The organism is Dactylosporangium sp. NBC_01737 (assembly GCF_035963215.1).
Lineage (GTDB): Bacteria > Actinomycetota > Actinomycetes > Mycobacteriales > Micromonosporaceae > Dactylosporangium.
In genome coordinates, this window is record NZ_CP109153.1 from 8,270,490 (window position 1) to 8,292,632 (window position 22,143).

Genomic DNA, 22,143 nt, shown 5'->3' on the forward strand with positions numbered 1-22,143 from the left:
CGTGCCGCCCACGGCGGCGAGGATCCCGCCGCCGATGCTGTCACGCGGGGGTTGGGGGTTCTCCGGCCGAGGCGACGGCTGCACGCTGCTGCTCCTCCTCGTCGTTCTCGGCCGAGACGATCAGGATGAAGGTCGCGAGATCCCGGAAGGACTCGCCCTCGAAGTGCTCCATCTTTTCCAGCAGTTTCATGCTCATCGAGTTTTCCAACTCGAGCAGGACCTGGACCATCGAAAACGAATCGAGGTCCCGCAGATTGTCCGGCTGCGGCACGTCGGGTTGCTCGGCGCAAATCGTGGTCGCCGTGCTCCGCACAATTTCTTCCACTTCGTCGATCAGCTTCGGATCGATTTCCGCGACCAGCACCTGGTTGACCATTGTCCCGTCGACGCTCCCTCTTCATCGGCAACTGCAGCGCGGCGACGATAACGACGGCGCAGTTGCAGGGTCAATAGGCGGTACCGCCGCGACCAGTGCCTCAGCCGCCTCTGTGTCCCGCCGGCAGGACGCCTGTGAATTTCCGGCAATCGCGACGTTGACTGTGCTCAACGGGTGCCGTTAGCCTCCGTCGCAGCCATTCCGGCACGTTGTCGATGCGGCCGCCACACCATCTGCGGTGCAGCGGGAATTGCGCGCGGTCCACCTTCGCGGCGGATCGCCCGGGACACATTTCTTACGGCCGTCGACGACCGATCCGTGAAACGAGGACGACGAGCATGCTGTTTCCCCACACCGACTCGCGGCACGTCACGCTGCGGCCGGCGGCGGCGTCGGACGCCACCAAGGTCTACGACATCCTGTTCAAGCTCGGCTCCGCCGCGCTGCCGATGATCGACACCTATGTCGAGCAGTTCGGCCGCGGGAAGTCGGCGTGTTTCCTGGTGCATCGCCGGGATGCCGACGGCGGCGAGGAGCTCGTCGGGTTCAGCGCGCTGGGCGACCTCGCCCCGGCCGGCCACCTGCGCGCCGAGGTGCACCTGCTGCCCGGCCTGGACGAGGACGTCGTCACCGAGGCGCACACGCTCACCACCAACTTCGCCTTCGCGATGTGGCGCACCCGGAAGGTCTACTTCCACACCACGGAGTCGAGCCCGTCGGTCATCGGCTTCGGCGGTGAGCGCTCCGTGCTCGTGCGTGCCGAGGCGGTGCTGCCCAGCCACGCGTTCTTCCACGGCCGGCTCTGGGACGTGCACGTGTTCGCGGTCTATCGCGAGGACTGGGACATCCTCGGCGCCGACCTGCTCAAGCAGATCGTCTGACTTCGCCCTTTTCAGGTCCAGTCCAGGAGGTGAACTGCCGACATGACCCTCTACGTCTGGGGTTATCTGGCGGAGTACGAGAAGGAACGCGACGACATCCTGCAGGCCGTCGACACCGTGTTCCGCTCCGGTCAGTTGGTGCTCGGGCCGAGCGTCAAGGGGTTCGAGGCCGAGTTCGCCGCCTACCACGGCGTCCCGCACTGCGTCGGTGTCGACAACGGCACCAATGCCATCGTGCTGGGCCTGCGGGCCCTCGGGGTCGGCCGCGGCGACGAGGTGATCACGGTGTCCAACACGGCGGCGCCGACGGTCCTCGCGATCGACCAGACCGGCGCCACGCCCGTCTTCGTCGACGTGCACCCCGGCACGTACCTGATGGACGTGGCGCAGGTCGAGGCCGCGATCACCGAGCGGACCAGGTGCCTGCTGCCGGTGCACCTGTACGGTCAGTGCGTCGACATGGCGCCGTTGCAGGCGATCGCCGACAAGCACGGCCTGCCGATCCTGGAGGACTGCGCGCAGGCCCACGGCGCCCGCCACCACGGGCGGATCGCCGGGTCGATGGGGCGGGCGGCGGCGTTCTCCTTCTACCCGACGAAGGTGCTCGGCGCCTACGGCGACGGCGGTGCGACGATCACCAGCGACGCGGAGGTCGACGCGAACCTGCGCCGGCTGCGCTACTACGGCATGGAGAGCGTCTACTACGTCGTGTCCACACCGGGCTACAACAGCCGGCTCGACGAGGTGCAGGCGGAGATCCTGCGGCGCAAGCTGACCCGGCTGGACGACTACATCGCCGCCCGGCGGCAGGTCGCCGAGCGCTACGCGGAGGCCTTCGCCGGCACCGACCTGATCACGCCGGTCACCGCACCGGGCAACGAGCACGTCTACTACGTCTACGTCGTACGCCACCCCAAGCGCGACAAGATCCTCGAGTCGCTCAAGGGCCACGGCGTGAGCCTCAACATCAGCTACCCGTGGCCGGTGCACACCCAGTCGGGCTTCGCGCACCTGGGCTACGGCAAGGGCTCCCTGCCGGTCACCGAGGAGGCCGCGGACGAGATCTTCTCGCTGCCGATGTACTCCTCGCTCACCGGCGAGGACCAGGAGCGCACGATCGACGCGCTGCGCAGCGTCCTGTCCACGATCTGATCGGTCGGCTGCTCAGGGAAGAGGTCCGAACGTCATGACGCGACTCGTTGCGCCACGCGGTCAGCACGCCGACCGGGGTGCGGTCATGCCCCTCGCGGAGTTCCACGACTGGTGGGAGGAGCGGGCGCGCGTCGGCCGGTTCGCCGTCGAGCGGATCCCGTTCAGCGCCCTGCACTCCTGGCACTTCGACACGATCACCGGCAACCTGGCGCACACCAGCGGCCGGTTCTTCACCGTCGAGGGCCTGCAGGTGCGCGACGGCGGCATCGACACCTGGTCGCAGCCGATCATCAACCAGCCCGAGATCGGCATCCTCGGCATCGTCGTCAAGGAGTTCGGCGGGGTCCTGCACTGCCTCATGCAGGCGAAGATGGAGCCGGGCAACGCCAACACGCTGCAGCTCTCGCCGACCGTGCAGGCCACCCGCAGCAACTACACCCAGGTGCACCGCGGCAACCGCACCAGGTACCTGGAGCACTTCGTCGGGGCAGGGCGCGGGCAGGTCGTCGTCGACGTGCTCCAGTCGGAGCAGGGCGCCTGGTTCTGGCACAAGCGCAACCGCAACATCGTCGTGCAGGTCACCGGCGACGTCGAGCCGCACGAGGACTACTGCTGGCTGACCCTGGCCCAGATCCGCGAGCTGATGCGGATCGACAACCTGGTCAACATGGACGCCCGCACGGTGCTGTCGTGCATGCCGTTCGACCTGCCCGGCAGCACCGACGCCGAGGCCGGGACCGGTGCCGGCGACGAGTTCCGCGACGCGCTGGTGCGTTCCCACCAGGTCCGCTCCGGCGGCGTCAGCTCCGCCGGTGCCATCCTGAGCTGGTTCACCGAGGCGAAGACCCGCTGCGACTGGACGGCGCGGCTCATCCCGCTCGGCGACGTCGCCGACTGGAAGCGCACCGACGAGCAGATCGCCGACCGTGAGGACCGGCACTTCCGCATCATCGCGGTGTCCGTGCAGGCCGCGACCCGCGAGGTGCCGGGCTGGAACCAGCCGCTGCTGCACCCGCGCGGTGAGGGGCATGCGGTCTTCGCGGTACGGCCGATCGACGGCGTGCTGCACGTGCTCGTGCAGGCCCGGGCCGAGTTCGGGAACATGGATCTGGTGGAGATGGCCCCGACCGTGCACCTGCTGCCCGGTGCCGCGGCGGCCGGCGACGTCGAGCCGTTCGGCAGCGCGGTGCTCGCCTCGGCCGGCGCCCGCTCCAGGTTCGACACGTTGCTGTCGGAGGAGGGCGGCCGCTTCTACCACGCGCTGACCCGCTACCAGATCGTCGAGGTCGGCGCCGACGTGCCCACCGAGGTACCGCCGAACTACTGCTGGATGACGGTCCGGCAGATCATGGACCTGATGCGTCACGGCCACTACCTCAACATCGAGGCCCGTAGCCTGCTGGCGTGCCTGCACAGCCTCTGCTGAGCTCCCGTTCCCAACCAAGGATGTGTTGCTGACGATGAAGATCGTTGAGATGTCCGTTCGCGACGCGTACTGCATCACGCCGGACAAGCACCACGATCGGCGCGGCCACTTCTACGAGGCGTTCCGCGCCTCGGCGCTGACCGAGGCCATCGGCTACCCGTTCGTCGTCGGCCAGCAGAACTACTCCCTCAGCAGCCGCAACACGATGCGCGGCATCCACGGCACCACGGTGCCGCCGGGCCAGGCGAAGCTGGTCACCTGCGTGCGCGGCGCCGTGCTGGACGTGGTCGTCGACCTGCGCATCGGCTCGCCCACCTACGGCATGTGCGAGATGACCCGGCAGGACGAGGAGTCCGGCATCGCCGTCTACCTCGCCGACGGCCTCGGCCACGCGTTCCTGGCGCTGACCGACGATGCGTGCATGAGCTACCTGTGCTCCGAGGCGTACGTCCCCGGCACGATGATCGAGATCAACCCCCTCGACCCCGACATCGCGATCCCGTGGGGCATCACGGAGCCGCCGATCATGTCGGACAAGGACGCCGGCGCGCCCAGCCTCGCCGAGACGGCCGCCGCCGGCCTGCTGCCCACCTTCGAGCAGTGCCAGGAGCACTACGCGGCGCTGCGGGCGGGACGGTGACGGCGGCCGGCACGACCGAGCGGCTGCGGATGGCCGTCCTGGGCTGCGCCGACATCGCGTGGCGCCGGGCCCTGCCGGCCATGGCCGCGGAGCCGCTGGTGGAGATCGCCGCGATCGCCAGCCGCACGCAGAAAAAGGCGGACCGGTTCACAGCCGCGTTCGGCGGTGTCGCCGTGGAGGGCTACGCCGAGCTGCTGGAGCGCGACGACGTCGACGCGGTGTACATCCCGCTGCCGGCACTGATGCACGGCGAGTGGATCGAGCGCGCGCTGGACGCGGGCAAGCACGTCATGGTGGAGAAGCCGATGACCGGCAGCCACGCCGAGACGGCCCGGCTGGTCGCCCTGGCGCACGAGCGGGGGCTGGTCCTGCTGGAGAACTTCATGTTCCTCTACCACTCCCAGCACGCGGCCGTGCGCAAGCTTGTCGCCGACGGCGCGATCGGGGACCTGCGCGGCTTCAGCAGCGCCTTCACCATCCCGCCGAAGCCGCTCGGCGACATCCGCTACCTGCCCGACATCGGTGGCGGTGCGTTCCTGGACTTCGGGGGGTACCCGGTCCGCGCGGCCCTGCACTTCCTGGGCGGCGACCTCGACGTCGTCGGGGTGGTGTTCCGCCAGGACCGTGACCACGGCGCGGTCATGTCCGGCAGCATGCTGCTGTGCAACGCCGCCGGCGTCCCGGCGCGGCTGTCGTTCGGCATGGAGCACTCGTACCGCACCAGCTACAGCCTGTCCGGCAGCACCGGGCGGATCATGCTGGACCGGGTCTTCACGCCGCCCGCCTCCCATCAGCCGGTGGTGCGGGTGGAGCGCCAGGACCACCGTGAGGAGATCGTGCTGCCCGCGGATCACCAGTGGGCCAACGTGATGGGCGCGTTCGCCCGTGCGGTGCTGACCGGCGGGGACCTGCGTTCCCAGGACGAGGGCACGCTGCGCCAGGCGGCGCTGATGGAGCGGGTGCTCGCCGCCGCGAGGATCGTCAGGTTCTGACTCGTCGGATTCTGGGCTGGGGCCGGGTCACCGGTCCCAGGTGATCGGCAGGTGGGCGTAGCCGTCCAGGATGTCGGCGTCCACGCGGGTGGGCGTGCCGTCCAGGCGCAGGCCGGGCATCCGGTCGAGGATCGCGTTGAGCAGCACGCCCGCCTCCAGCCGTGCCAGCGGTGCGCCGAGGCAGTAGTGCCCGCCGTGCCCGAACGAGTAGTGCCGGCGCAGGGTCTGCGCGTCGCGGGTGATGTCGAACCGGTCCGGGTCGCTCCACTGGCCCGGGTCGTGGTTCGCGGCCGCGAACATCACCAGGATCTTCGCCGCGGCGGGGATGTCGACGCCGCCGAGGTGGGCCGCCTCCGCCGACGTGCGGAACAGGCCCCGCAGCGGGGTGTCGAACCGCAGGCTCTCCTCGATGGCGTTGGGCACCAGGGTCCGGTCCTTGCGCACCAGGTCGAGCTGGTCAGGGTGCTCCAGCAGCCGGTGTACGAGGTTGCCCACGAGCAGCGCGGTGGTGGAGCTGCCGGCCACGAGCAGGAACTGGCAGAAGGCGAGCAGCTCGAACCGGCTCAGCGCCCGGCCGTCGCGGCGGGTGGTCATGAGCTGCGCGAGGAGGTCGGCCGGCGGTTCCTCGCCGGCGTCCAGGGCCGCGCGCCGGGCCACGATGTGCGGGTTGAAGTGCTCGTAGAAGGCCCGGTACGCGTCGACGACCCGCCGGTCCATGGACCCGGCCGGGTACATCAGCCCTTGCCCGAGTTTCAGCACCCACGACCAGTAGTCCCCGAGGCGGTCGGTGCGCAGCCCGAGCAGCCCGCACACGACCGACAGCGACATGGGCGCGGCCAGGTCCGTGATGAGGTCGGCGCGCCCATTGGCGAGCGCGGCGGTGACGAGGCCGTCGACGAGGTCCTGCACCTGCGCGGACAGCGCCGCCATCGCCGAGGGCCGGAACGCCGGGGCCAGCAGGGCCCGCTGGGCGGTGTGCGACGGCGGGTCGCTGGCGACGAGGACGCCGCCGGGCTGGGCGTAGGCGAGGCCGGGCCCGAACCGGGACGGCCACTGCCGGTGGTCGCGCAGCACCGAACGGACGTCGGGCTCGTCGAGCACCGCGTAGAACGGGGCGGGGGAGGCGACGGGGCAGACCCCGCCGCCGTGCGCCTTGAGCGCGTCGAACAGCGCGCCCGGGTCGGTGAGCATCATTCGTAGCCGTACTGTTCGAGCAGGTCCCCGTACTGCTCGCGGAACCGGTCGAGGTTGCGTTTGCTGAACCGCTCCCGCCAGCCGCCGCTGCGGCCCTGGAAGAAGCTCCACGACTGCGGGTTGTAGACCCGGCCGGCGACCGCCTCGGCGTCGCGGTCGGAGCCGATGTGCCGCAGCACCCGGTCGACCGCCTCGACCTGCGCCTGCCGGGAACCGCCGCCCTGCGGGCCCACCAGGTCCTCGTAGCGCACCGTGCAGACCTTCGGGTGGTTCAGCAGCCAGATCGCCTTCTGGAACTGGTCGTGGCCGAGGAACGACGGGTCGCGCAGCGCGTAGTCGATCTTCTCCTCCCAGGTCGGCTTGCTCGACAGGATGGTGGAGAAGAGGTCGGCCTCGTAGAAGTTGCCGTAGCCGGCCGCGGTCCGCCCCTCCAGGAAGTTGATCATCGAGACGAGGGTGTCGCGCGGGTCGCGGTAGTTCAGCACCAGCGGCGGGCTCTGGGTCTCGATCCATTCCGCGAGGAACGCGCCGTCGACGCGGTGCACGTCGAGCTCGTGCAGGATCCAGCACAGCCCGCCGGGGGTGTCGGCGAAGCGGGTGTACGGCAGGTGCGGGTTGCTGATGACGTCGGCGGCGAAGTCGATGCGGGTCTGGCCGTACCGGTTGACGACCTGCTGGCCGAGCCGCTGGTGCCAGTGCCACACCAGCGCCGACCACGTGTCGTGGACGCGGTCGGCGAAGTCCGGCGCGTCCAGCAGCTCGTCGTGGTCCACTTTGGACAGCACCAGCCCGGCGATGGAGCGCAGCTGCTCGGCGGTGAACTGCGGGCCGGTGTGCGGCCCCGGCCGGGGCACTCCGACGATCTTGTAGTCGAGCTCCAGCATCAGCTCCTGCATCAGGTGCGTGCCGGACTTCATGAACGAGATCACCATGGCGCGAGGTGCACGGGTCATCTGGAGCCCCTGTCGGAACGGCCTTCGGCACGGCGGTACAGGACGTTGTCGGCCCACACGACGTCGAAGACGCCCCAGCGCATCGCGGAAGCGGCGTCCGGGAACGGGCCGCAGCCGTCGAAGTGCGCGTCGGTGATGCCGAGGACCGGCACGCCGCCGGTCCACTTGCGGTACTCGTCCAGCAGCGTCGCCAGGGTCCGGTCTTCCTGCATCGACACGGTCTGCACCCGCACCGTCGGCTCCAGGCCGGGAATGCGTTGTGCCCACTGTGGACGGACCCGGTGGTCCAGCAACGCGTACGGGTCGGCGGTGCCCGGCTCGAACACCGCGGCGGCCTCGGCGGCCACGCAGATCGCGGCGGCCGCCGGCTTGGACAGCGGCTCCACCACCGGGATCAGCGCGCAGCGCGACCCGAGCGAGGAGAACCCGGGCTTGGCCCGGCCGTGCAGCACGACGGCCGGCCGTCCGGTGCGCGCGAGGAGCCGCGCCAGCTCCTCGGGGCGGCACGGCGACACCCGCCAGCCGTCCGGCACGTGCGCGTGCCGGACCAGTTCCGGCCCGAGCTGCGTGCGCCATTGCAGCGGGCGCAGGCCCGTGTCGCGGAACGCGTGCAGCGCGGCCACGCCGATCGCGGCGCAGGTGTCCTCCGGCAGTGGCGGCACCCAGGCGGTGTCGCCGGGCGGCTCGTCCGTCAGCACGATCCGGCCCAGCGCGTCGACCCGGTACCGGTCGTACGCCGCGGCCTCGCCGAACAGGCAGTAGGCGGCGGCGGCGAGCGCGGCACCCCGCGGATATCCCGTGCAGGGCAGCGACCGGCCGGCGATGCGCAGCTCGGCGGCGTCGTCGTCGCAGACGGCGGCCCACCCGTCGACGTCGGCGACGTCGTGCTCCCCGAGCAGCCTGGGCACCAGGTCGAGGTCGTCCAGCGCCGCATGGCGCGGGTTGTTGTCCAGCTGCCGCACCTCGCTGTGCAGCACCAGCCGATCGTCCTGGATCAGCGCCACGCCGCCGTTGCGGCCCTGCGTGATTCCGGCAGTGATCATCGATCTCCTCCCGTCGGTGATTACCGGCGGCCATTGCTCATCCGAAGAAGGCAAAGAACGGGCGCGAACAAATGGCGCCGGCGGCCGGAAACGACACGACCGTAGCGAGCACCCGCCAGCCGGTCAATGCGTCTCGCTGGCGGGACAGCAACGTGCGCGCACACGAGGCCCCGCAAGGAATCTCTCGGCACCGGCGCCGTTTTGGGGTACCGTCACCGACTGCCGCCGCCAGAGCGCATTTCCCAGCCCGTGATGCGGCGCGATATCTCCCAGCCGATGTTCTTCGGTGCGTTTAGGAGCAGCTATGTCGAACACCACCAACTGTCGTGTGTGCAACGGCACGGTCGGCGAGTTCTTCGATTTCGGCCGGCAACCGTTGTCCGATGCGTTCGTCGAGCCCGGCGCCGATCCGGCGCAGGAGTTCTTCTACCGCCTCGCCGTGGGTCTGTGCACCGGTTGCGCCATGGTGCAGCTCATGGAGGAGGTGCCGCGCGACCGCATGTTCCACGAGGCGTACCCGTACCACTCGTCGGGCTCGGCGTTCATGCGCACCCACTTCGAGGAGCTGGCCAAGCGCCTGCTCGACACGGAGCTCACCGGCGCCGACCCGTTCATCGTCGAGCTCGGCTGCAACGACGGCGTGATGCTCAAGGCGCTCGCCGACGCGGGCGTGCGGCACCTCGGCGTCGAGCCGTCCGGCGGCGTCGCCGACGTGGCCGCGGCCAAGGGCGTGCGGGTGCGCAAGTCGTTCTTCGAGGAGGACACGGCCAGGCAGATCCGGGCCGGGGACGGCCCGGCCGACGTCATCTACGCGGCCAACACCCTGTGTCACATCCCCTACATGGGCTCGATCCTGACCGGGGTCACCGCGCTGCTGGCCCCCGGCGGCGTGTTCGTCTTCGAGGACCCGTACCTGGGCGACATCGTGGAGCGCAGCTCGTTCGACCAGATCTACGACGAGCATTTCTTCTTCTTCGCCGCCCAGTCGGTGCAGGCGATGGCGGCCCGGCACGGCCTGGAGCTCGTCGACGTCGAGCGCATCCCGGTGCACGGTGGCGAGGTCCGGTACACCCTGGCGCACGCCGGTGCCCGTACCCCCGCCCCGGCCGTGGCCGAGCTGATCGCGCAGGAGCGGGCGAACGGGATCGCCGACCCGTCGACCCTGCAGCGTTTCGGTGCGAACGTGCTGAAGATCCGCACCGACCTCATGGCGCTGCTGAGCCGGCTGCGGGAGGAGGGCAAGACCGTCGTGGGCTACGGCGCCACCGCGAAGAGCGCGACGGTCACCAACTTCTGCGGCATCGACGCGGACCTGGTGACGTTCGTCAGCGACAGCACCCCGGCGAAGATCGGCCGGCTCACCCCCGGCGCGCACATCCCGGTGCGGGAGCCGGCCGCGTTCTCGCAGCCGTACCCGGACTACGCGCTGCTGTTCGCCTGGAACCACGCCGAGGAGATCATGGCCAAGGAGCAGGCGTTCCGGGACGCGGGCGGCCGGTGGATCCTCTACGTGCCGGACGTGAGGGTCGTCTAGATGAAGGGCATCGTGCTCGCCGGCGGCAGCGGCACCCGGATGTATCCGCTCACGCTGGCGACGTCCAAGCAGCTGCTCGCGATCTACAACAAGCCGATGGTGTATTACCCGCTGTCGGTGCTGATGCTGGCCGGCATCCGCGAGATCCTCATCATCTCCACCCCGCCGAGCATCCCCGCGCTGCGGGCGCTGCTCGGCGACGGCAGCCAGCTCGGCCTCGAGCTGAGCTACGCCGAGCAGGACGAGCCGCGGGGCATCGCCGAGGCGTTCATCATCGGCGCCGGGCACATCGGCGACGGCGACAGCGCGCTGATCCTCGGCGACAACCTCTTCCACGGCTCCGGCTTCCCCGACCTGCTGCGCACGTCGCGGCAGCGCCTGGACGGGTGCACGCTGTTCGGGCACCCGGTGTCCGATCCCGAGCGCTACGGCATCGGCGAGGTCGACGCGGCCGGCGCGCTGGTGTCGATCGAGGAGAAGCCGCTGCGCCCGCGGTCCAACAACGCCATCACCGGGCTGTACTTCTACGACAACGAGGTCGTGGAGATCTCCCGGTCCCTGGCGCCGTCGGCCCGCGGCGAGCTGGAGATCACCGACGTCAACCTGGTGTACCTCAAGCAGGGCCGGGCCCGCCTCGAACGGCTCGGCCGCGGGTTCACCTGGCTGGACGCCGGCACCCACGACTCGCTGCTGGCGGCCAGCCAGTACGTGCAGGTCATCGAGAAGCGCCAGGGCGTGCGGGTGGCGTGCCTCGAGGAGATCGCCCTGCGGATGGGCTACATCGACGTCGACAGCTGCTACCGCCGCGGCAGCGACATGCGCAACTCCGAATACGGCCGGTACCTGATGGAGATCGCCGAAACCGTGGCGTGAAGGAGCGCGTGATGGGATACGTCGAACTCACCCCGCACGACCTGCTCAAGCTGGGCTTCGACGCGCCGGAGGTCACCGACGGCGCCTGGCACGTGGACTGGGCGCCGGTGGCCGGGCAGGAGCCGCAGCTGCCGGACGTGGTGGACTTCCACACCTCCGGCAGCACCGGCCCCCGCCAGACCTGGCGGCGCACCGGCGAGCAGCTGTGGACCGAGGCCGGCATCCTGGCCGGGCTGTTCCCGCAACGCCCGGACGCCGTGGTGTCCTTCGTGCCGCCGGTCCACGTCTACGGCGCCCTCGCCACCGTCCTGGTGCCGGCGAGGCTGGGCGTGCCGTGCTGGTACCGCAAGAGCTTCTTCGGGGCGATGCCCGCCACCGGCGGCCGCCGGATCGTCGTGGCGGCCACCCCGTGGATCTTCACGCTGCTGCTGCAGCACCTGGACTGGGTGCGCTCGCACGAGCAGGTCACGGTGCTGCACAGCAGCGCGATGCTGCCGGCCACCGCGGGGGACCTCCTGGCACAGGCGGGCAACGCCGGCGTCGTGGAGATCCTCGGCTCGACCGAGGCGGGCGGCATCGCCACCCGGTCGTGGCGCGGCGGCGACCCTCCACCGTGGACACTGTTCCCCGACGTCACATGGGCGGCCCGGCCGGGCCCGGACGCCGGCGAGGTCCCGCTCGTGGTGCGCAGCCCCCGGCTCGCCCACCGGCCCGGTGCGGCGCGGCCGGAGGTGTGGCACACCGACGACCACGTCGAGCCGGTCGACGAGCGGACGTTCCGTTTCGCCGGGCGGCGCAACCGCCTGGTGAAGGTCAACGGCCGCCGGATCAACCTCGACGAGGTCGAGCAGCAGCTCCGCCCGCGCCTGGACACCGAGGACCTCGCGGTCGTGCCGGTCGCCGACCCGATGATCGGCGAACACCTCGACCTGCTGCTCGTGCTCAGGCCCGGCACCACGCTCGCCGACCTGGACCTGGTCGCGGTCAACGCACTGATCGGCGTACGGCCGCGCAAGGTCCGCGTCCTGCCGAGGATCGCACGCTCCGAAACCGGAAAAGTCAGCCGGATCCAGGCCGACGACACGATGCAGAGGTAGCCAACCGTGACCATGACCGTCGAGACGTCCAGCAGCGACACCAGTGACACCGGCGCCGGCGCCGGCCGGGCCTGGCTGGCCGACATCGTCCGCAGCGCCGCGTGGGACGCGAAGCTCGGCCCGTGCGACGACGTCGACGTTGCCCGGATGCGGGCCAGCGCGGCGACCATCGACCGGCGCCTCGCCTCCGGCGCGCCGATCTACGGCCTGACGCAGGGTTTCGGCCCGCTCGTGCTGTTCGACGCCGAGTCCGAGGCGGAGCAGGGCGCGTCGCTGATCGCCCACCTCGGCACCGCGCAGGGCACCCCGCTGCCGCCCGACGTGGCGCGACTGGTGCTGTGGCTGCGGCTCAACAGCATGCGCAAGGGCTACTCGGCGGTGTCCCCGGACTTCTGGAACACCCTGGCCGACCTGTGGAACCAGGGCTTCACCCCGGCGATCCCGCGCGACGGCACGGTCAGCGCCAGCGGGGACCTGCAGCCGCTCGCGCACGCCGCGCTCGCCTTCACCGGCTTCGGCGAGGCGTGGTCCCGCGACGAGCAGGGCCGCTGGACGGTCCAGCCCGCCGCGGACGCGCTCGGGTCGCTGGGCGCGCAGCCGCTGTCCTGGCCGGTCCGGGAGGCGCTCGCGTTCGTCAACGGCACCGGCGTGGGGCTCGCTCAGGCGATCGTCAACCACCAGTCGGCGCTGCGCCTCACCCGCGCCGTCGCGGTCCTCGGCGGGCGGCTCGCCGCGCTGCTCGGGGCCAACCCGGAGCACTTCGACACCGGCGTCGCGCTCGCCCGCGGCCAGGCCGGCCAGCTCACCGTGGCCGGCTGGATCCAGCGGGAGCTGCCCGAGGGGATGACCCACGACCCGGCCCGCCCGCTGCAGGAGCCGTACAGCGTGCGCTGCACCTCGCAGGTCCTCGGCGCCGTGCTCGACCAGCTCGACCACGCCGGTGACGTCCTGGCCCGCGAGGCCGGCGGGGTCACCGACAACCCGATCACCGTCGGCGACCGGGTCCTGCACGGCGGCAACTTCCACGCCATGCCGGTCGGGTTCGCCTCCGAGCAGATCGGCCTGGCCATGCACATGGCCGCCTACCTCGCGGAGCGGCAGCTGGCCCTGCTGGTCAGCCCGGTCACCAACGGCAACCTGCCGCCGATGCTGACACCCCGCGCCGGTCGCGGCTGCGGCCTGGCGGGCGTGCAGATCAGCGCCACCTCGTTCGTCGCGCGGCTGCGGCAGCTGGTGACCCCGGCCTCGCTGACGACGCTGCCGACGAACGGCTGGAACCAGGACCACGTACCGATGGCGCTCAACGGTGCCAACGGCGTCGCCGACGCCCTCGAACTGGGCTGGCTCACCGTCGGATCCCTCGCCCTCGGCGTCGCGCAGCTCACCGTCATGCAGGGCCGGGCGCACGACGTGTCCGGCGTCTGGGCGCGGCTGGCGGAGATCTCGCCGCCGCTGGACGCGGACCGGCCGATGGCGGCCGAGGTCCGCGCTGCCCGCGACCTGTTCCAGCGGCACGCCGGCGACCTGCTCGACGGCGACCTGCGCACCGGCGCGGCGGGTGTGCGGTGAGCGACGTGTTCCGGTTGCCGACGCCGCAGGAGGTCGGCGCGTTCTACGACGAGACCAACGAGCTCATCGCGCGCTTCCAGGGCGGCAACATGCACTACGGGTACTGGACCGGCCCCGACGACGACAGCGACTTCGTCGTGGCCGGTCAGCGGCTCACCGACATCGTCATCGGCAAGCTCGGGGTCAAGCCGGGGGAGCGGGTCCTGGACGTCGGCTGCGGGCCCGGCAAGCCCGGTGTGCACCTGGCCAAGACGACCGGCGCGGAGGTCGTCGGGATCTCGATCAGCGCGAGGGACGTCGAGCTGGCCAACGAGCGTGCCGCCGCCGAGGGCGTTGCGGACCGGGCCCGGTTCGAGCACGCCGACGCGACCGCGATGCCGTTCGGGCCCGAATCGTTCGACGCGGTGCTGCTGCTGGAGTCGATCGTGCACATGCCGGACCGGGCGCAGGTGCTCGGTGAGGTGTCGCGGGTGCTGAAGGCCGGCGGCCGGGCGGTGCTCACCGACTTCGTGCGCCGCGGCGAGCACATCGAGGTCGACAAGGAGACCCAGGAGGCGGTCGCGGCGGCGCTGTGGGCGTGGCGGGCCGCGCCGATGGTGCGCGCCGAGGAGTACCCGGGCTTCGCCGAGCAGGCCGGCCTGATCCTCGACGAGGTCGAGGACATCACGGCGCAGACGATGTACACCTACCCGCGCACCTACGTGGCGATGGCCGAGTACGCCAAGACGCACGAGGACCTCCCGGCCGACCTCCGGCGCATCCTGGAGATGGGCCTGGACGACGACTGGGAGGTCGACGCCTCGCACGTCAGCGAGGGCGTCCTCATCGTGACGCTGCACCGTCCATGACCCTGCGCCGCAGGAGCGCGGCGACCTCGTTCGGCGTCGGCTGCGAGCGCAGCTGCCCGGCGAGGTCCCGCGCCGCCGCGGCGAAGGACGGCTCGCGCAGCAGCCGCAGCACCTGCTCGCGGACCACCTCACCGGTCGCGTCCGTCGCGTAGGTCGACAGGCCGGCGCCGGACGCGACCAGGCGGGACCCCAGCAGCGGCTGGTCCACGTCGAAGGGCAGCGCCAGCTGCGGCACCGCGTGCAGCGCGCTGGTGAGCAGCGTGCCGACCCCCGCGTGGTGCACCACCGCCGAGCACGTCGGCAGCAGCGCCTGCAGCGGCACGTAGTCCACCAGCCGCACGTTGGACGGGAACCTGGTCAGCCGCGCCTGCTCGGTCAGCGGGATCGTCACGACCAGCTCGAGGTCGTCGCCGGCGAACGCGTCCAGCAGCTCCTGGATGCTCACCGCGTAGCCGACCGCGTGATCGGTCGCGGTCAGCCCGAGCGTCACCGCCACCCGCGGCCGCGACGGCCGCTGCCGCACCCACGCCGGGATCGACGCGGCCCCGCCGTACTGCGTGTACCGCATCGGCACGACCCGCACCGCCGGGGCGGGCACGCCGCGCAGCGCCGGCGGGAGCTGGTCGACGGTGAACTGCCCGGTGACGAGCTCCTCGTCGAACGCGAAGCCGTAGCGGCGCGCGTAGCCCGACAGCCATGCCCCGAGCGGGTCCTCGGCGTGCCCGCCGGTCAGGAACCGGGCGCGGGTCTGGCCGAACACGTCCTCGCCGATCAGCATCCGGCCGTGCGCGGCCCCGCACGCGACGGCCGCGAGCCCACCGGCGTAGGTGGTGGGCTCCCACAGGACCAGGTCGGGCCGCCACGAGCGGGCGAAGCCGACCAGGTCCGCGATCATCGGGGTGTTGCTCACCTTGTGCCAGCGGTTCACCTGCAGCCGGTACCCCTCGATCATGGCGTCGCCGTCGCTGCCGTCGTAGGGGGCGGGCCAGCCGACCCGCCCCCCGTCGAGCCAGTCCGCGTCGCGGCGCATGATCTGCCACAGGTCCCGGTCGCTGCCGACCGGCACCGCGGTCAGCCCAGCCTGCGTCACGACCGGGGCGAACTTCGGCTGCACCGCGACCCGCACCTCATGGCCGGCGGTGCGCAGCGCCCACGCCAGCGGCGCCATGAGCATGAAGTGCGTGGACTCCGGGTAGGCGGTGAAGAGGACTTTCACGGCCGGTACTTCTCCGCGAGCTGCTCCAGCTGTCCGGCCACCTCGTTCGGCGTCGGCAGGGAGCGGATCTCCTCGCGCAGCGCGCCGGCCCGGGTCTCGAACGACGGCTCGGCGAGCAGGTACTCCAGCGCCTCGCGGACGGCCTCGCCGCTGGCCTGGTCGGAGTGCAGCGCCAGCCCGGCGCCCTGGGCGGCGAGCTTGCGGGCCAGCAGCGGGCCCTCGAAGTGGAACGGCAGCACCAGCTGCGGCACGCCGTGCAGCGCGATCGTGGACAGCGTGCCGAAGCCGCCGTGGTTGATGACCGCGGTGCAGGTCGGCGCGAGCGCGTGCAACGGCACGTAGTCGACCACGCGCACGTTGCCGGGGACGGTGCCCAGCTTCGGCTGCTCGGCCGGGTCGACGGTGGCGACGACCTCGACGTCCACATCGGACAGTGCCTCGAGGATGTCCTTGACGTTGAACGTGTAGCCGGCGAAGTGCTCGGTCGCGCTGATGCCCATGGTGAGCGCCACCCGCGGCTTCTCCGGCGGGGTCCACAACCATTTCGGCACGACCGCCGGCCCGCCGTACGGCACGTACTGCATCGGCACGTAGTCGAGGCCGGTGGCCTTGATGCTCAGCGACTCCGGGAGCTGGTCGATGGTGAACTGGCCGGAGATCATGTCCTCGGAGAACTCGAACCCGTGCCGTGCGCCGAAGCTGCCGAGGAAGTCCACGAGCGGGTCGTTGCGCTCTTCCTCGGGCAGCGACAGGTCGTGCTGCCGGCCGATCTCGTGCGCGACGCCGAAGACGTCCATGGTGAACAGCAGCCGGCCGTGCGGTGCCCCGCACGCCTTCGCGGCGATCGGCCCGGCGTAGGTGAACGGCTCCCACAGCACCAGGTCCGGCTGCCACTGCCTGGCCATCGCCACCAGGTCGTGGATGAGCGGCATGTTGTAGAGCTTGAAGCCCCACGTGACCATGCCTTCGTACTCGTCGATCAGGTCCGCCCAGTCGACCTGGCCGGGCTCCTCGACGATGCGGTAAGGGCCGGGCAGGCCGCGGCGGAACTCCTCGCGGGTCTCCGCCGTGTCGAGCCGGTCGATGTCGACCTCCCGCCCGACCGGCGCGGCGGTGAGGCCGGCCTGCGTGATGGTGCTCGCGAACTGGGGCAGGCTCGCGACGCGGACTTCGTGCCCGGCGGTGCGCAGCGCCCACGCGAGCGGGGCCATGGTGAGGAAGTGGGTCTTCTGGGGGAGGGTGCACAGCAGGACACGCATGGACGGACTCCTAGAGGCTTCGGTACTTGTCGGTGAGCGCGACGAGCTGCCCGGCGAGCTCGTTCGGGGTGGGGGACTCTTCGATCTCGTCGCGCAGCCGCACCGCGTTGCGCCGGAAGTAGGGCTCCGCCAGCAGCCTGCGGACCGCGTCGCGGACCTTCGCGCCGGTGGCGACGCCGGTGTGCATGGCCAGGCCGGCGCCGGTCGCGACCAGGCTGCGGGCCAGCATCGGCTGGTCGAAGTGGTAGTACAGCGCCAGGTGCGGCATCGGGTGGCGGGCCGCGGTCGCCATCGTGGCCGCCCCCGCGTGGTGGATGACCGCGGAGCAGGTCGGCAGCAGCGCGTGCAGCGGCACGTAGGACTCGACCCGCGCGTTGTCCGGGATCCGGGTGAGCTTGTCCTGCGCGTTCTGCGCGACGGTCGCCACGACCTCCACGTCCAGGTCCGCGAGGTGCTCCAGGATGTCCTGCACGTCCACGGTGTAGCCGTTGTAGACCTCGGTCGCCGACAGTCCCATGGTCAGCGCGATCCGCGGCCGCTCCGGCTGCTTCCACAGCCACTGCGGCACCACGGCCGGCCCGCCGTACGGGATGTACTGGGTGCGCACGTAGTGCAGGTCGGGTGCCTCGGTCTGCAGGCTGCGCGGCAGCTGGTCGATGGTGAAGTGACCGGTCACCATGTCCTCGGTGAACGCGCCGCCGTGCCGCCTGGCGTAGCCGTCGAGCCACTCCGCCATCCGGTCGGTGCGCCCGGGTTCCTCGCCGATGAGCCGCAGGTAGTGGGCGCGGCCGAGGCCGTAGACGTCGGCGCCGTACAGCAGCCGGGCGTGCGCGGCGCCGCACGCCTTGGCCGCGACCGCGCCGGCGAACGCGGTCGGCTCCCAGATCACCAGGTCGGGCCGCCACGCCTTGGCGAACGCGACGAGGTCGGCGATGAGCGGGAAGTTCTCCAGCTTGTGCCAGTACTGCAGCGCCTGGCCGTAGGCGCCGTCGACGTGCTCCCAGGTGGCCCGGTCCGGGTGTTCGGCGACGTCGTAGGGCGCGGGGATACCCTCGCGCTCCTCCTCCAGCTGCTCCGGCGCCATGCCGGCCAGCCGGAACTGGTCCCGGCCGCGCCCGAGCGGCACGGCGGTCAGCCCGGCCTGGGTGATGGCGCCGGTGAGCGCGGGCTGGCTGGCCACGCGGACCTCGTGCCCGCCGGTGCGCAACGCCCACGCGAGGGGTGCGAGGTACTGGAAGATGGTCTTCTCGGGGTTGGTGACGACGAGAACGCGCATGGCGGCTACCGCTCCACGCGGAGCTTGGCGGTCAGCTCTTCGAGCTGCGGCACGAGCTGGTTGGGCGTGGGCATGGCGCGCAGCTCGTCGCGCAGCGCCCCGGCCCGCTCGCGGAAGCCGGGCTCCTCCAGCAGCCGCCGCACCCCGTCGCGGACCCGGTCGCCGGTGGCCTCGCTGGCGTGGATGACCAGCGCGGCGCCCTGCGCGGCGACCCGCCGGGCCAGCTCCGGCTCGTCGAAGTCCCACGGCACGGTCAGCTGCGGCACGCCCTCCTGCGCGACGGTGAGCAGCGTGCCCGGCCCGGCGTGGTGGATGACCGCGGAGCAGGTCGCGACGAGCGCCTGCAGCGGCACCCACGACTCGATCCGCACGTTGCCGGGCAGCTCGCCGAGCTTGTGCTGCTCGGCCTCGGCGATGGTGGCCACGACCTCCACGTCGAGGCCGCCGAGCGACCTGAGGATGTCCTGGACGCTGACCGCGTAGCCGGAGAACCGGTCGGTGGCGGTGATGCCGAGGGTCAGTGCGATGCGGGGCTTCGCCGGGGCGGTCCACAGCCACTTCGGCACGACCGCGGTGCCGCCGTACGGGGTGTACTGCATCGGCAGGTACTGCAGGCCGGCCCGCATCGTGACCGAGTCGGGCAGCTGGTCGATGGTGAACTGCCCGGTGATGAGCTCCTCGGAGTACTCGACGCCGTGCTTGGCGCCGAAGGCGGCCATCCACTCGGCGAGCGGGTCGACACGCTCGATCTGTTCGGCGTCGGGCTGCTGCGCCTTGAGGTCCAGGTAGATCTCGCGGGCCACGCCGAACACGTCGAGGCTCCACAGCAGCCGCCCGTGCGCGGCGCCGCACGCCTGCGCGGCGATCGGCGCGGCGTAGGTGGTCGGCTCCCACAGCACCAGGTCCGGCTGCCAGGAGCGGCAGAACTCGACGAGCCCGCCGATCATCGGGAAGTTGTCGAGGCGGTGCCAGCCGAAGGTCTTGTCCTCGTAGCCCTCGCGCATGGTGGCGAAGTCGACGTCGGCCGGGTCCTGCGCGGCGGCGTCGTACGGCGACAGCAGCCCCTCGCGGTCGGCCTCGCGCTGCTCGGGCTCGAACTCGGCGAGCCGCCAGATGCCGCGGTTGCGCCCGACGGGCACGGCGGTCAGCCCGGCCTGGGTGATGTTGTCGGCCAGTTCGGGCTGGCTGGCGAAGCGGACCTCGTGCCCGGCGGTGCGCAGTGCCCAGGCCAGGGGGACCATGGCCTGCAGGAAGGTCCGTTCCGAGTACGTGGTGAGCAGGACCCGCATGAGGTATGTCCTTTCAGGCGGTCTGATGGGTGACGGTCAGCTCTTCGAGCCGGGGGACGAGCTGGTTGGGGCTGGGCGCGGCGAGGATCTCCGCGCGCAGGTCGGCGGCCCGGTCCCGGAACGCGGGTTCGCGCAGCAGCCGGACGATCGCGTCGCGGACCGACGCCCCGGTCGCCTGGCTGGTGTGCATGGCGAGGCCGGCGCCGTGCCGCGCGAGCAGCCGCCCGATGGTCGGCTGGTCGTAGTGGTAGTGCAGGGCCAGCTGCGGCACCGGGTGCCGCGCGGTGGTGGCGAGGGTCGCGGCGCCGGCGTGGTGCACGACCACCGAGCAGGTCGGGGCGAGCGCGTGCCACGGCACGAACGGCACCAGCCGGGCGTTGGCCGGCACCCGGGCCAGCTTGCGCTGCTCGTCCTGCGCGACGGTGGCGACGAGCTCGATGTCGAGGTCGGCGACGCTGTCCAGGACGTCCTGCAGATCCAGGGTGTAGCCGTCGTAGACCTCGGTCGCGGACAGCCCCATCGTGAACGCGACCCGCGGCCGCGCCGGCGGTTCGCGCAGCCAGCCGGGGACGCTCGCCGGGCCGCCGTAGCCGATGAACTGGGTCCGCACGTAGTCGATGCCGGGCGCCTCGACCTGCAGGCTCGCCGGGAACTGGTCGATGGTGAAGTGCCCGACGGCCAGGTCCTCGGTGGCGGCGAAGCCGTAGCGCCGCGCGTACCCGCCGAACCACTCCATGAGCGGGTCCTCCGGCGTCTGCTGGACCCGGCGGTAGATCCGGCGTACACCGCCGAAGACGTCGATGCCGAACAGCAGGCGGGCGTGCGCGGCGCCGCAGGCCTTGGCCGCGATCGCGCCGGCGTAGGTCAGCGGCTCCCAGATCACCAGGTCCGGCCGCCACGAGCGGGCGAAGTCGACCAGTTCGCTGATGATGGGGAAGTTCGACATCCGGTGCCAGCCGGTCGCCGCGGTCCGCATGCCCGGCAGCAGGTAGTCCCACGTCTGCTTGGCCGGGTCGTCGAACGCGTCGTAGGGCGCCGGGATCCCGGCGCGGACCGCGTGGTGGGCGTTGTGCGCGACCTTCGCGACCCGCCAGTTGTCGCGGGTCTGCCCGACCGGGACGGCGGTCAGCCCGGCCTGGGTGATGAGCGGCGCGAAGCCGGGCTGCCCGGCGAAGCACACCTCGTGCCCGGCGGTGCGCAGCGCCCACGCCAGGGGCACCATGTACTGGAAGATGCTCTTCTCCGGGTTGGTCACGAACAGCACCCGCATCACGCCACCGCCATCCGATGTTCCAGGGTCATCTCTTCCAGCCGCCGCGCGACCTGGTTGGCCGTGGGCATCGCGTGCAGTTCGGCGCGCAGCGCCGCGGCCCGGTCCCGGAACGTGGGCTCGTGCAGCAGCCGAAGCACCCCGTCGCGGACCCGGGCGCCGGTGGCCTCGCCGGCCGGCAGGTGCAATGCGGCGCCCTGCCTGGCGGCGCGGGCCGCGAGGGCGGGTTCGTCGAAGTCCCACGGCACGGTCAGCTGCGGCACCCCGGCGAGGGCAGCGGTGAGCAGCGTGCCGGGCCCGGCGTGGTCGACGACGACATCGCAGGTGGCGACCAGCGCCTGCAGCGGCACCCAGCGGACCAGGCGGATGTTGCCGGCGACCGGGCCGATCCGTTCGGGGTCGGCGACGGTGGCCACGACGTCAGCGTCGAGGTCCCCGAGCGCGTCGAGGGTGTCGCGCACGTCGAGGACGTAGCCGGCGAAGCGTTGCGTGGCCGTCACCCCGAGGGTCAGTGCCACACGGGGGCGCCCGGGTGGTTGCCGCAGCCACCCGGGCAGCGTCGCGGGCCCGCCGTACGGGGTGTACCGCAGCGGCACCCGCCGCAGGCCGGTGTCGAAGCGCAGCGAGTCCGGCAGCGGGTCGACGGTGAACTGCCCGGCGACGAGGTCCTCGGTGAACTCGCCGCCGTCGCGGCGCGCGTAGCCGCCGAGCCACGCCGCGAGCGGGTCGGCGGCCGGCTGGAGCCGCCGGTACACCTGGTACGTCCGCCAGAACACGTCGAGGCTCCACAGCACCCGGCCGTGGGCGGCGCCGCAGGCCTGCGCGGCGATCGGCGCGGCGTAGGTGGTCGGCTCCCACAGCACCAGGTCGGGCCGCCAGGCGCGGGCGAAGGCGACCAGGTCGGCGATCATCGGGAAGTTGTCCGGCTTGTGCCAGCGGGTCAGCAGGTCCGTGTACCCGTCGCGCATCGCCTCCCACGACAGGTCCGTGTCCGGCGCGGCGCAGGCCTGGTACGGCTGGGGCAGGCCCTCGCGCATCGCCTCCTGCTCCTGCGGGTGCAGGGCGGTCATCCGCCGGGTGTCGCGCGCGGCGCCGACCGGCACCGCCGTCAGGCCGTCGGCGGTGACCACGCCGGTGAAGGACGGCGGCACCGCGAAGCGCACCTCGTGCCCGGCGGTGCGCAACGCCCAGGCGAGCGGGACGCAGGACCGGTAGACGCTCGGGTCGGCGACGGAGGCGAACAGCACGCGCATCG

20 protein-coding genes are annotated in these 22,143 nt (G+C 71.8%); 10 read left to right on the forward strand and 10 right to left on the reverse strand.

Going from position 1 to position 22,143, the window contains the following annotated elements:
* Positions 1 to 40: 40 nt before the first annotated feature.
* Entirely contained in the window at positions 41 to 364 is a 324-nt protein-coding gene (locus OHA72_RS37420; protein WP_327000785.1) for a hypothetical protein, read from the reverse strand.
* Positions 365 to 714: 350 nt separating this feature from the next.
* Here OHA72_RS37420 and OHA72_RS37425 point away from each other — a divergent pair, with 350 nt between their 5' ends.
* The 5 genes from OHA72_RS37425 to OHA72_RS37445 are packed head-to-tail and all read left to right on the forward strand — an operon-like array spanning position 715 to position 5,467.
* On the forward strand, positions 715 to 1,257 hold the full coding sequence (locus OHA72_RS37425) for a GNAT family N-acetyltransferase (protein WP_327000786.1): 543 nt from the start codon (positions 715 to 717) through the stop codon (positions 1,255 to 1,257).
* Positions 1,258 to 1,299: 42 nt separating this feature from the next.
* A complete protein-coding gene (locus tag OHA72_RS37430) occupies positions 1,300 to 2,409 on the forward strand; it encodes a DegT/DnrJ/EryC1/StrS family aminotransferase (protein WP_327000787.1) in 1,110 nt (369 codons plus the stop codon).
* Positions 2,410 to 2,443: 34 nt separating this feature from the next.
* Positions 2,444 to 3,835, forward strand: a complete 1,392-nt coding sequence (locus OHA72_RS37435) for an NDP-hexose 2,3-dehydratase family protein (RefSeq protein WP_327000788.1) — start codon at positions 2,444 to 2,446, stop codon at positions 3,833 to 3,835.
* Between the two features lie 34 nt (positions 3,836 to 3,869).
* Positions 3,870 to 4,475 carry a dTDP-4-dehydrorhamnose 3,5-epimerase family protein gene (locus tag OHA72_RS37440; protein WP_327000789.1) on the forward strand — a complete coding sequence of 202 codons (606 nt, stop codon included), beginning with the start codon at positions 3,870 to 3,872 and terminating at the stop codon, positions 4,473 to 4,475.
* A 29-nt stretch (positions 4,476 to 4,504) separates the two neighbouring features.
* Positions 4,505 to 5,467 carry a Gfo/Idh/MocA family protein gene (locus tag OHA72_RS37445; protein ID WP_442788761.1) on the forward strand — a complete coding sequence of 321 codons (963 nt, stop codon included), beginning with the start codon at positions 4,505 to 4,507 and terminating at the stop codon, positions 5,465 to 5,467.
* Between the two features lie 27 nt (positions 5,468 to 5,494).
* Here the strand turns inward: OHA72_RS37445 and OHA72_RS37450 are convergent, their stop codons facing one another.
* The 3 genes from OHA72_RS37450 to OHA72_RS37460 are packed head-to-tail and all read right to left on the reverse strand — an operon-like array spanning position 5,495 to position 8,657.
* Positions 5,495 to 6,661, reverse strand: coding sequence for a cytochrome P450 (locus tag OHA72_RS37450; protein WP_327000791.1), 1,167 nt, complete (start codon positions 6,659 to 6,661; stop codon positions 5,495 to 5,497).
* Entirely contained in the window at positions 6,658 to 7,614 is a 957-nt protein-coding gene (locus OHA72_RS37455; RefSeq protein ID WP_327000792.1) for a sulfotransferase family protein, read from the reverse strand. The genes OHA72_RS37450 and OHA72_RS37455 overlap by 4 nt, the downstream gene beginning before the upstream one ends.
* Complete coding sequence (locus OHA72_RS37460) at positions 7,611 to 8,657, reverse strand: hypothetical protein (protein WP_327000793.1); 1,047 nt, start codon at positions 8,655 to 8,657, stop codon at positions 7,611 to 7,613. Before OHA72_RS37460 ends, OHA72_RS37455 begins: the two co-directional genes overlap by 4 nt.
* Before the next feature lie 304 nt (positions 8,658 to 8,961).
* Between OHA72_RS37460 and OHA72_RS37465 the strand changes: the two genes are divergently transcribed.
* The 5 genes from OHA72_RS37465 to OHA72_RS37485 are packed head-to-tail and all read left to right on the forward strand — an operon-like array spanning position 8,962 to position 14,578.
* The gene (locus OHA72_RS37465) at positions 8,962 to 10,191 is read left to right on the forward strand and encodes a methyltransferase domain-containing protein (protein WP_327000794.1); all 1,230 of its coding nucleotides are present in this window, start codon (positions 8,962 to 8,964) and stop codon (positions 10,189 to 10,191) included.
* The gene (gene rfbA, locus OHA72_RS37470; RefSeq protein WP_327000795.1) at positions 10,192 to 11,064 is read left to right on the forward strand and encodes a glucose-1-phosphate thymidylyltransferase RfbA; all 873 of its coding nucleotides are present in this window, start codon (positions 10,192 to 10,194) and stop codon (positions 11,062 to 11,064) included.
* Between the two features lie 11 nt (positions 11,065 to 11,075).
* Positions 11,076 to 12,161, forward strand: coding sequence for a class I adenylate-forming enzyme family protein (locus OHA72_RS37475; protein ID WP_327000796.1), 1,086 nt, complete (start codon positions 11,076 to 11,078; stop codon positions 12,159 to 12,161).
* Positions 12,162 to 12,173: 12 nt separating this feature from the next.
* Positions 12,174 to 13,730, forward strand: a complete 1,557-nt coding sequence (locus OHA72_RS37480; RefSeq protein WP_327011742.1) for an aromatic amino acid lyase — start codon at positions 12,174 to 12,176, stop codon at positions 13,728 to 13,730.
* A complete protein-coding gene (locus tag OHA72_RS37485; protein ID WP_327000797.1) occupies positions 13,727 to 14,578 on the forward strand; it encodes an SAM-dependent methyltransferase in 852 nt (283 codons plus the stop codon). The genes OHA72_RS37480 and OHA72_RS37485 overlap by 4 nt, the downstream gene beginning before the upstream one ends.
* Here OHA72_RS37485 and OHA72_RS37490 read toward each other — a convergent pair.
* The 6 genes from OHA72_RS37490 to OHA72_RS37515 are packed head-to-tail and all read right to left on the reverse strand — an operon-like array spanning position 14,553 to position 22,141.
* Complete coding sequence (locus OHA72_RS37490; RefSeq protein WP_327000798.1) at positions 14,553 to 15,794, reverse strand: nucleotide disphospho-sugar-binding domain-containing protein; 1,242 nt, start codon at positions 15,792 to 15,794, stop codon at positions 14,553 to 14,555. The genes OHA72_RS37485 and OHA72_RS37490 overlap by 26 nt on opposite strands.
* On the reverse strand, positions 15,791 to 17,053 hold the full coding sequence (locus OHA72_RS37495) for an activator-dependent family glycosyltransferase (protein WP_327000799.1): 1,263 nt from the start codon (positions 17,051 to 17,053) through the stop codon (positions 15,791 to 15,793). The genes OHA72_RS37490 and OHA72_RS37495 overlap by 4 nt, the downstream gene beginning before the upstream one ends.
* A gap of 10 nt (positions 17,054 to 17,063) precedes the next feature.
* Positions 17,064 to 18,329 (reverse strand): activator-dependent family glycosyltransferase, encoded by a 1,266-nt coding sequence (locus OHA72_RS37500; protein ID WP_327000800.1) that lies wholly within the window; start codon positions 18,327 to 18,329, stop codon positions 17,064 to 17,066.
* A gap of 5 nt (positions 18,330 to 18,334) precedes the next feature.
* The gene (locus tag OHA72_RS37505) at positions 18,335 to 19,618 is read right to left on the reverse strand and encodes an activator-dependent family glycosyltransferase (protein ID WP_327000801.1); all 1,284 of its coding nucleotides are present in this window, start codon (positions 19,616 to 19,618) and stop codon (positions 18,335 to 18,337) included.
* Positions 19,619 to 19,631: 13 nt separating this feature from the next.
* Positions 19,632 to 20,888 carry an activator-dependent family glycosyltransferase gene (locus OHA72_RS37510; protein ID WP_327000802.1) on the reverse strand — a complete coding sequence of 419 codons (1,257 nt, stop codon included), beginning with the start codon at positions 20,886 to 20,888 and terminating at the stop codon, positions 19,632 to 19,634.
* Positions 20,888 to 22,141: a nucleotide disphospho-sugar-binding domain-containing protein gene (locus OHA72_RS37515; protein WP_327000803.1), complete on the reverse strand. Its 1,254-nt coding sequence runs from the start codon at positions 22,139 to 22,141 to the stop codon at positions 20,888 to 20,890. Before OHA72_RS37515 ends, OHA72_RS37510 begins: the two co-directional genes overlap by 1 nt.
* Positions 22,142 to 22,143: the final 2 nt, after the last annotated feature.

Bases quoted from the DNA above. Each gene is read 5' to 3' on its own strand.
- OHA72_RS37425 (WP_327000786.1), top strand. From the start codon at position 715: ATGCTGTTTCCCCACACCGACTCGCGGCACGTCACGCTGCGGCCGGCG.
- OHA72_RS37430 (WP_327000787.1), top strand. From the start codon at position 1,300: ATGACCCTCTACGTCTGGGGTTATCTGGCGGAGTACGAGAAGGAACGC.
- OHA72_RS37435 (WP_327000788.1), top strand. From the start codon at position 2,444: ATGACGCGACTCGTTGCGCCACGCGGTCAGCACGCCGACCGGGGTGCG.
- OHA72_RS37440 (WP_327000789.1), top strand. From the start codon at position 3,870: ATGAAGATCGTTGAGATGTCCGTTCGCGACGCGTACTGCATCACGCCG.
- OHA72_RS37445 (WP_442788761.1), top strand. From the start codon at position 4,505: ATGGCCGTCCTGGGCTGCGCCGACATCGCGTGGCGCCGGGCCCTGCCG.
- OHA72_RS37450 (WP_327000791.1), bottom strand. From the start codon at position 6,661: ATGATGCTCACCGACCCGGGCGCGCTGTTCGACGCGCTCAAGGCGCAC.
- OHA72_RS37455 (WP_327000792.1), bottom strand. From the start codon at position 7,614: ATGACCCGTGCACCTCGCGCCATGGTGATCTCGTTCATGAAGTCCGGC.
- OHA72_RS37460 (WP_327000793.1), bottom strand. From the start codon at position 8,657: ATGATCACTGCCGGAATCACGCAGGGCCGCAACGGCGGCGTGGCGCTG.
- OHA72_RS37465 (WP_327000794.1), top strand. From the start codon at position 8,962: ATGTCGAACACCACCAACTGTCGTGTGTGCAACGGCACGGTCGGCGAG.
- rfbA (WP_327000795.1), top strand. From the start codon at position 10,192: ATGAAGGGCATCGTGCTCGCCGGCGGCAGCGGCACCCGGATGTATCCG.
- OHA72_RS37475 (WP_327000796.1), top strand. From the start codon at position 11,076: ATGGGATACGTCGAACTCACCCCGCACGACCTGCTCAAGCTGGGCTTC.
- OHA72_RS37480 (WP_327011742.1), top strand. From the start codon at position 12,174: ATGACCGTCGAGACGTCCAGCAGCGACACCAGTGACACCGGCGCCGGC.
- OHA72_RS37495 (WP_327000799.1), bottom strand. From the start codon at position 17,053: ATGCGTGTCCTGCTGTGCACCCTCCCCCAGAAGACCCACTTCCTCACC.
- OHA72_RS37500 (WP_327000800.1), bottom strand. From the start codon at position 18,329: ATGCGCGTTCTCGTCGTCACCAACCCCGAGAAGACCATCTTCCAGTAC.
- OHA72_RS37505 (WP_327000801.1), bottom strand. From the start codon at position 19,618: ATGCGGGTCCTGCTCACCACGTACTCGGAACGGACCTTCCTGCAGGCC.
- OHA72_RS37510 (WP_327000802.1), bottom strand. From the start codon at position 20,888: ATGCGGGTGCTGTTCGTGACCAACCCGGAGAAGAGCATCTTCCAGTAC.
- OHA72_RS37515 (WP_327000803.1), bottom strand. From the start codon at position 22,141: ATGCGCGTGCTGTTCGCCTCCGTCGCCGACCCGAGCGTCTACCGGTCC.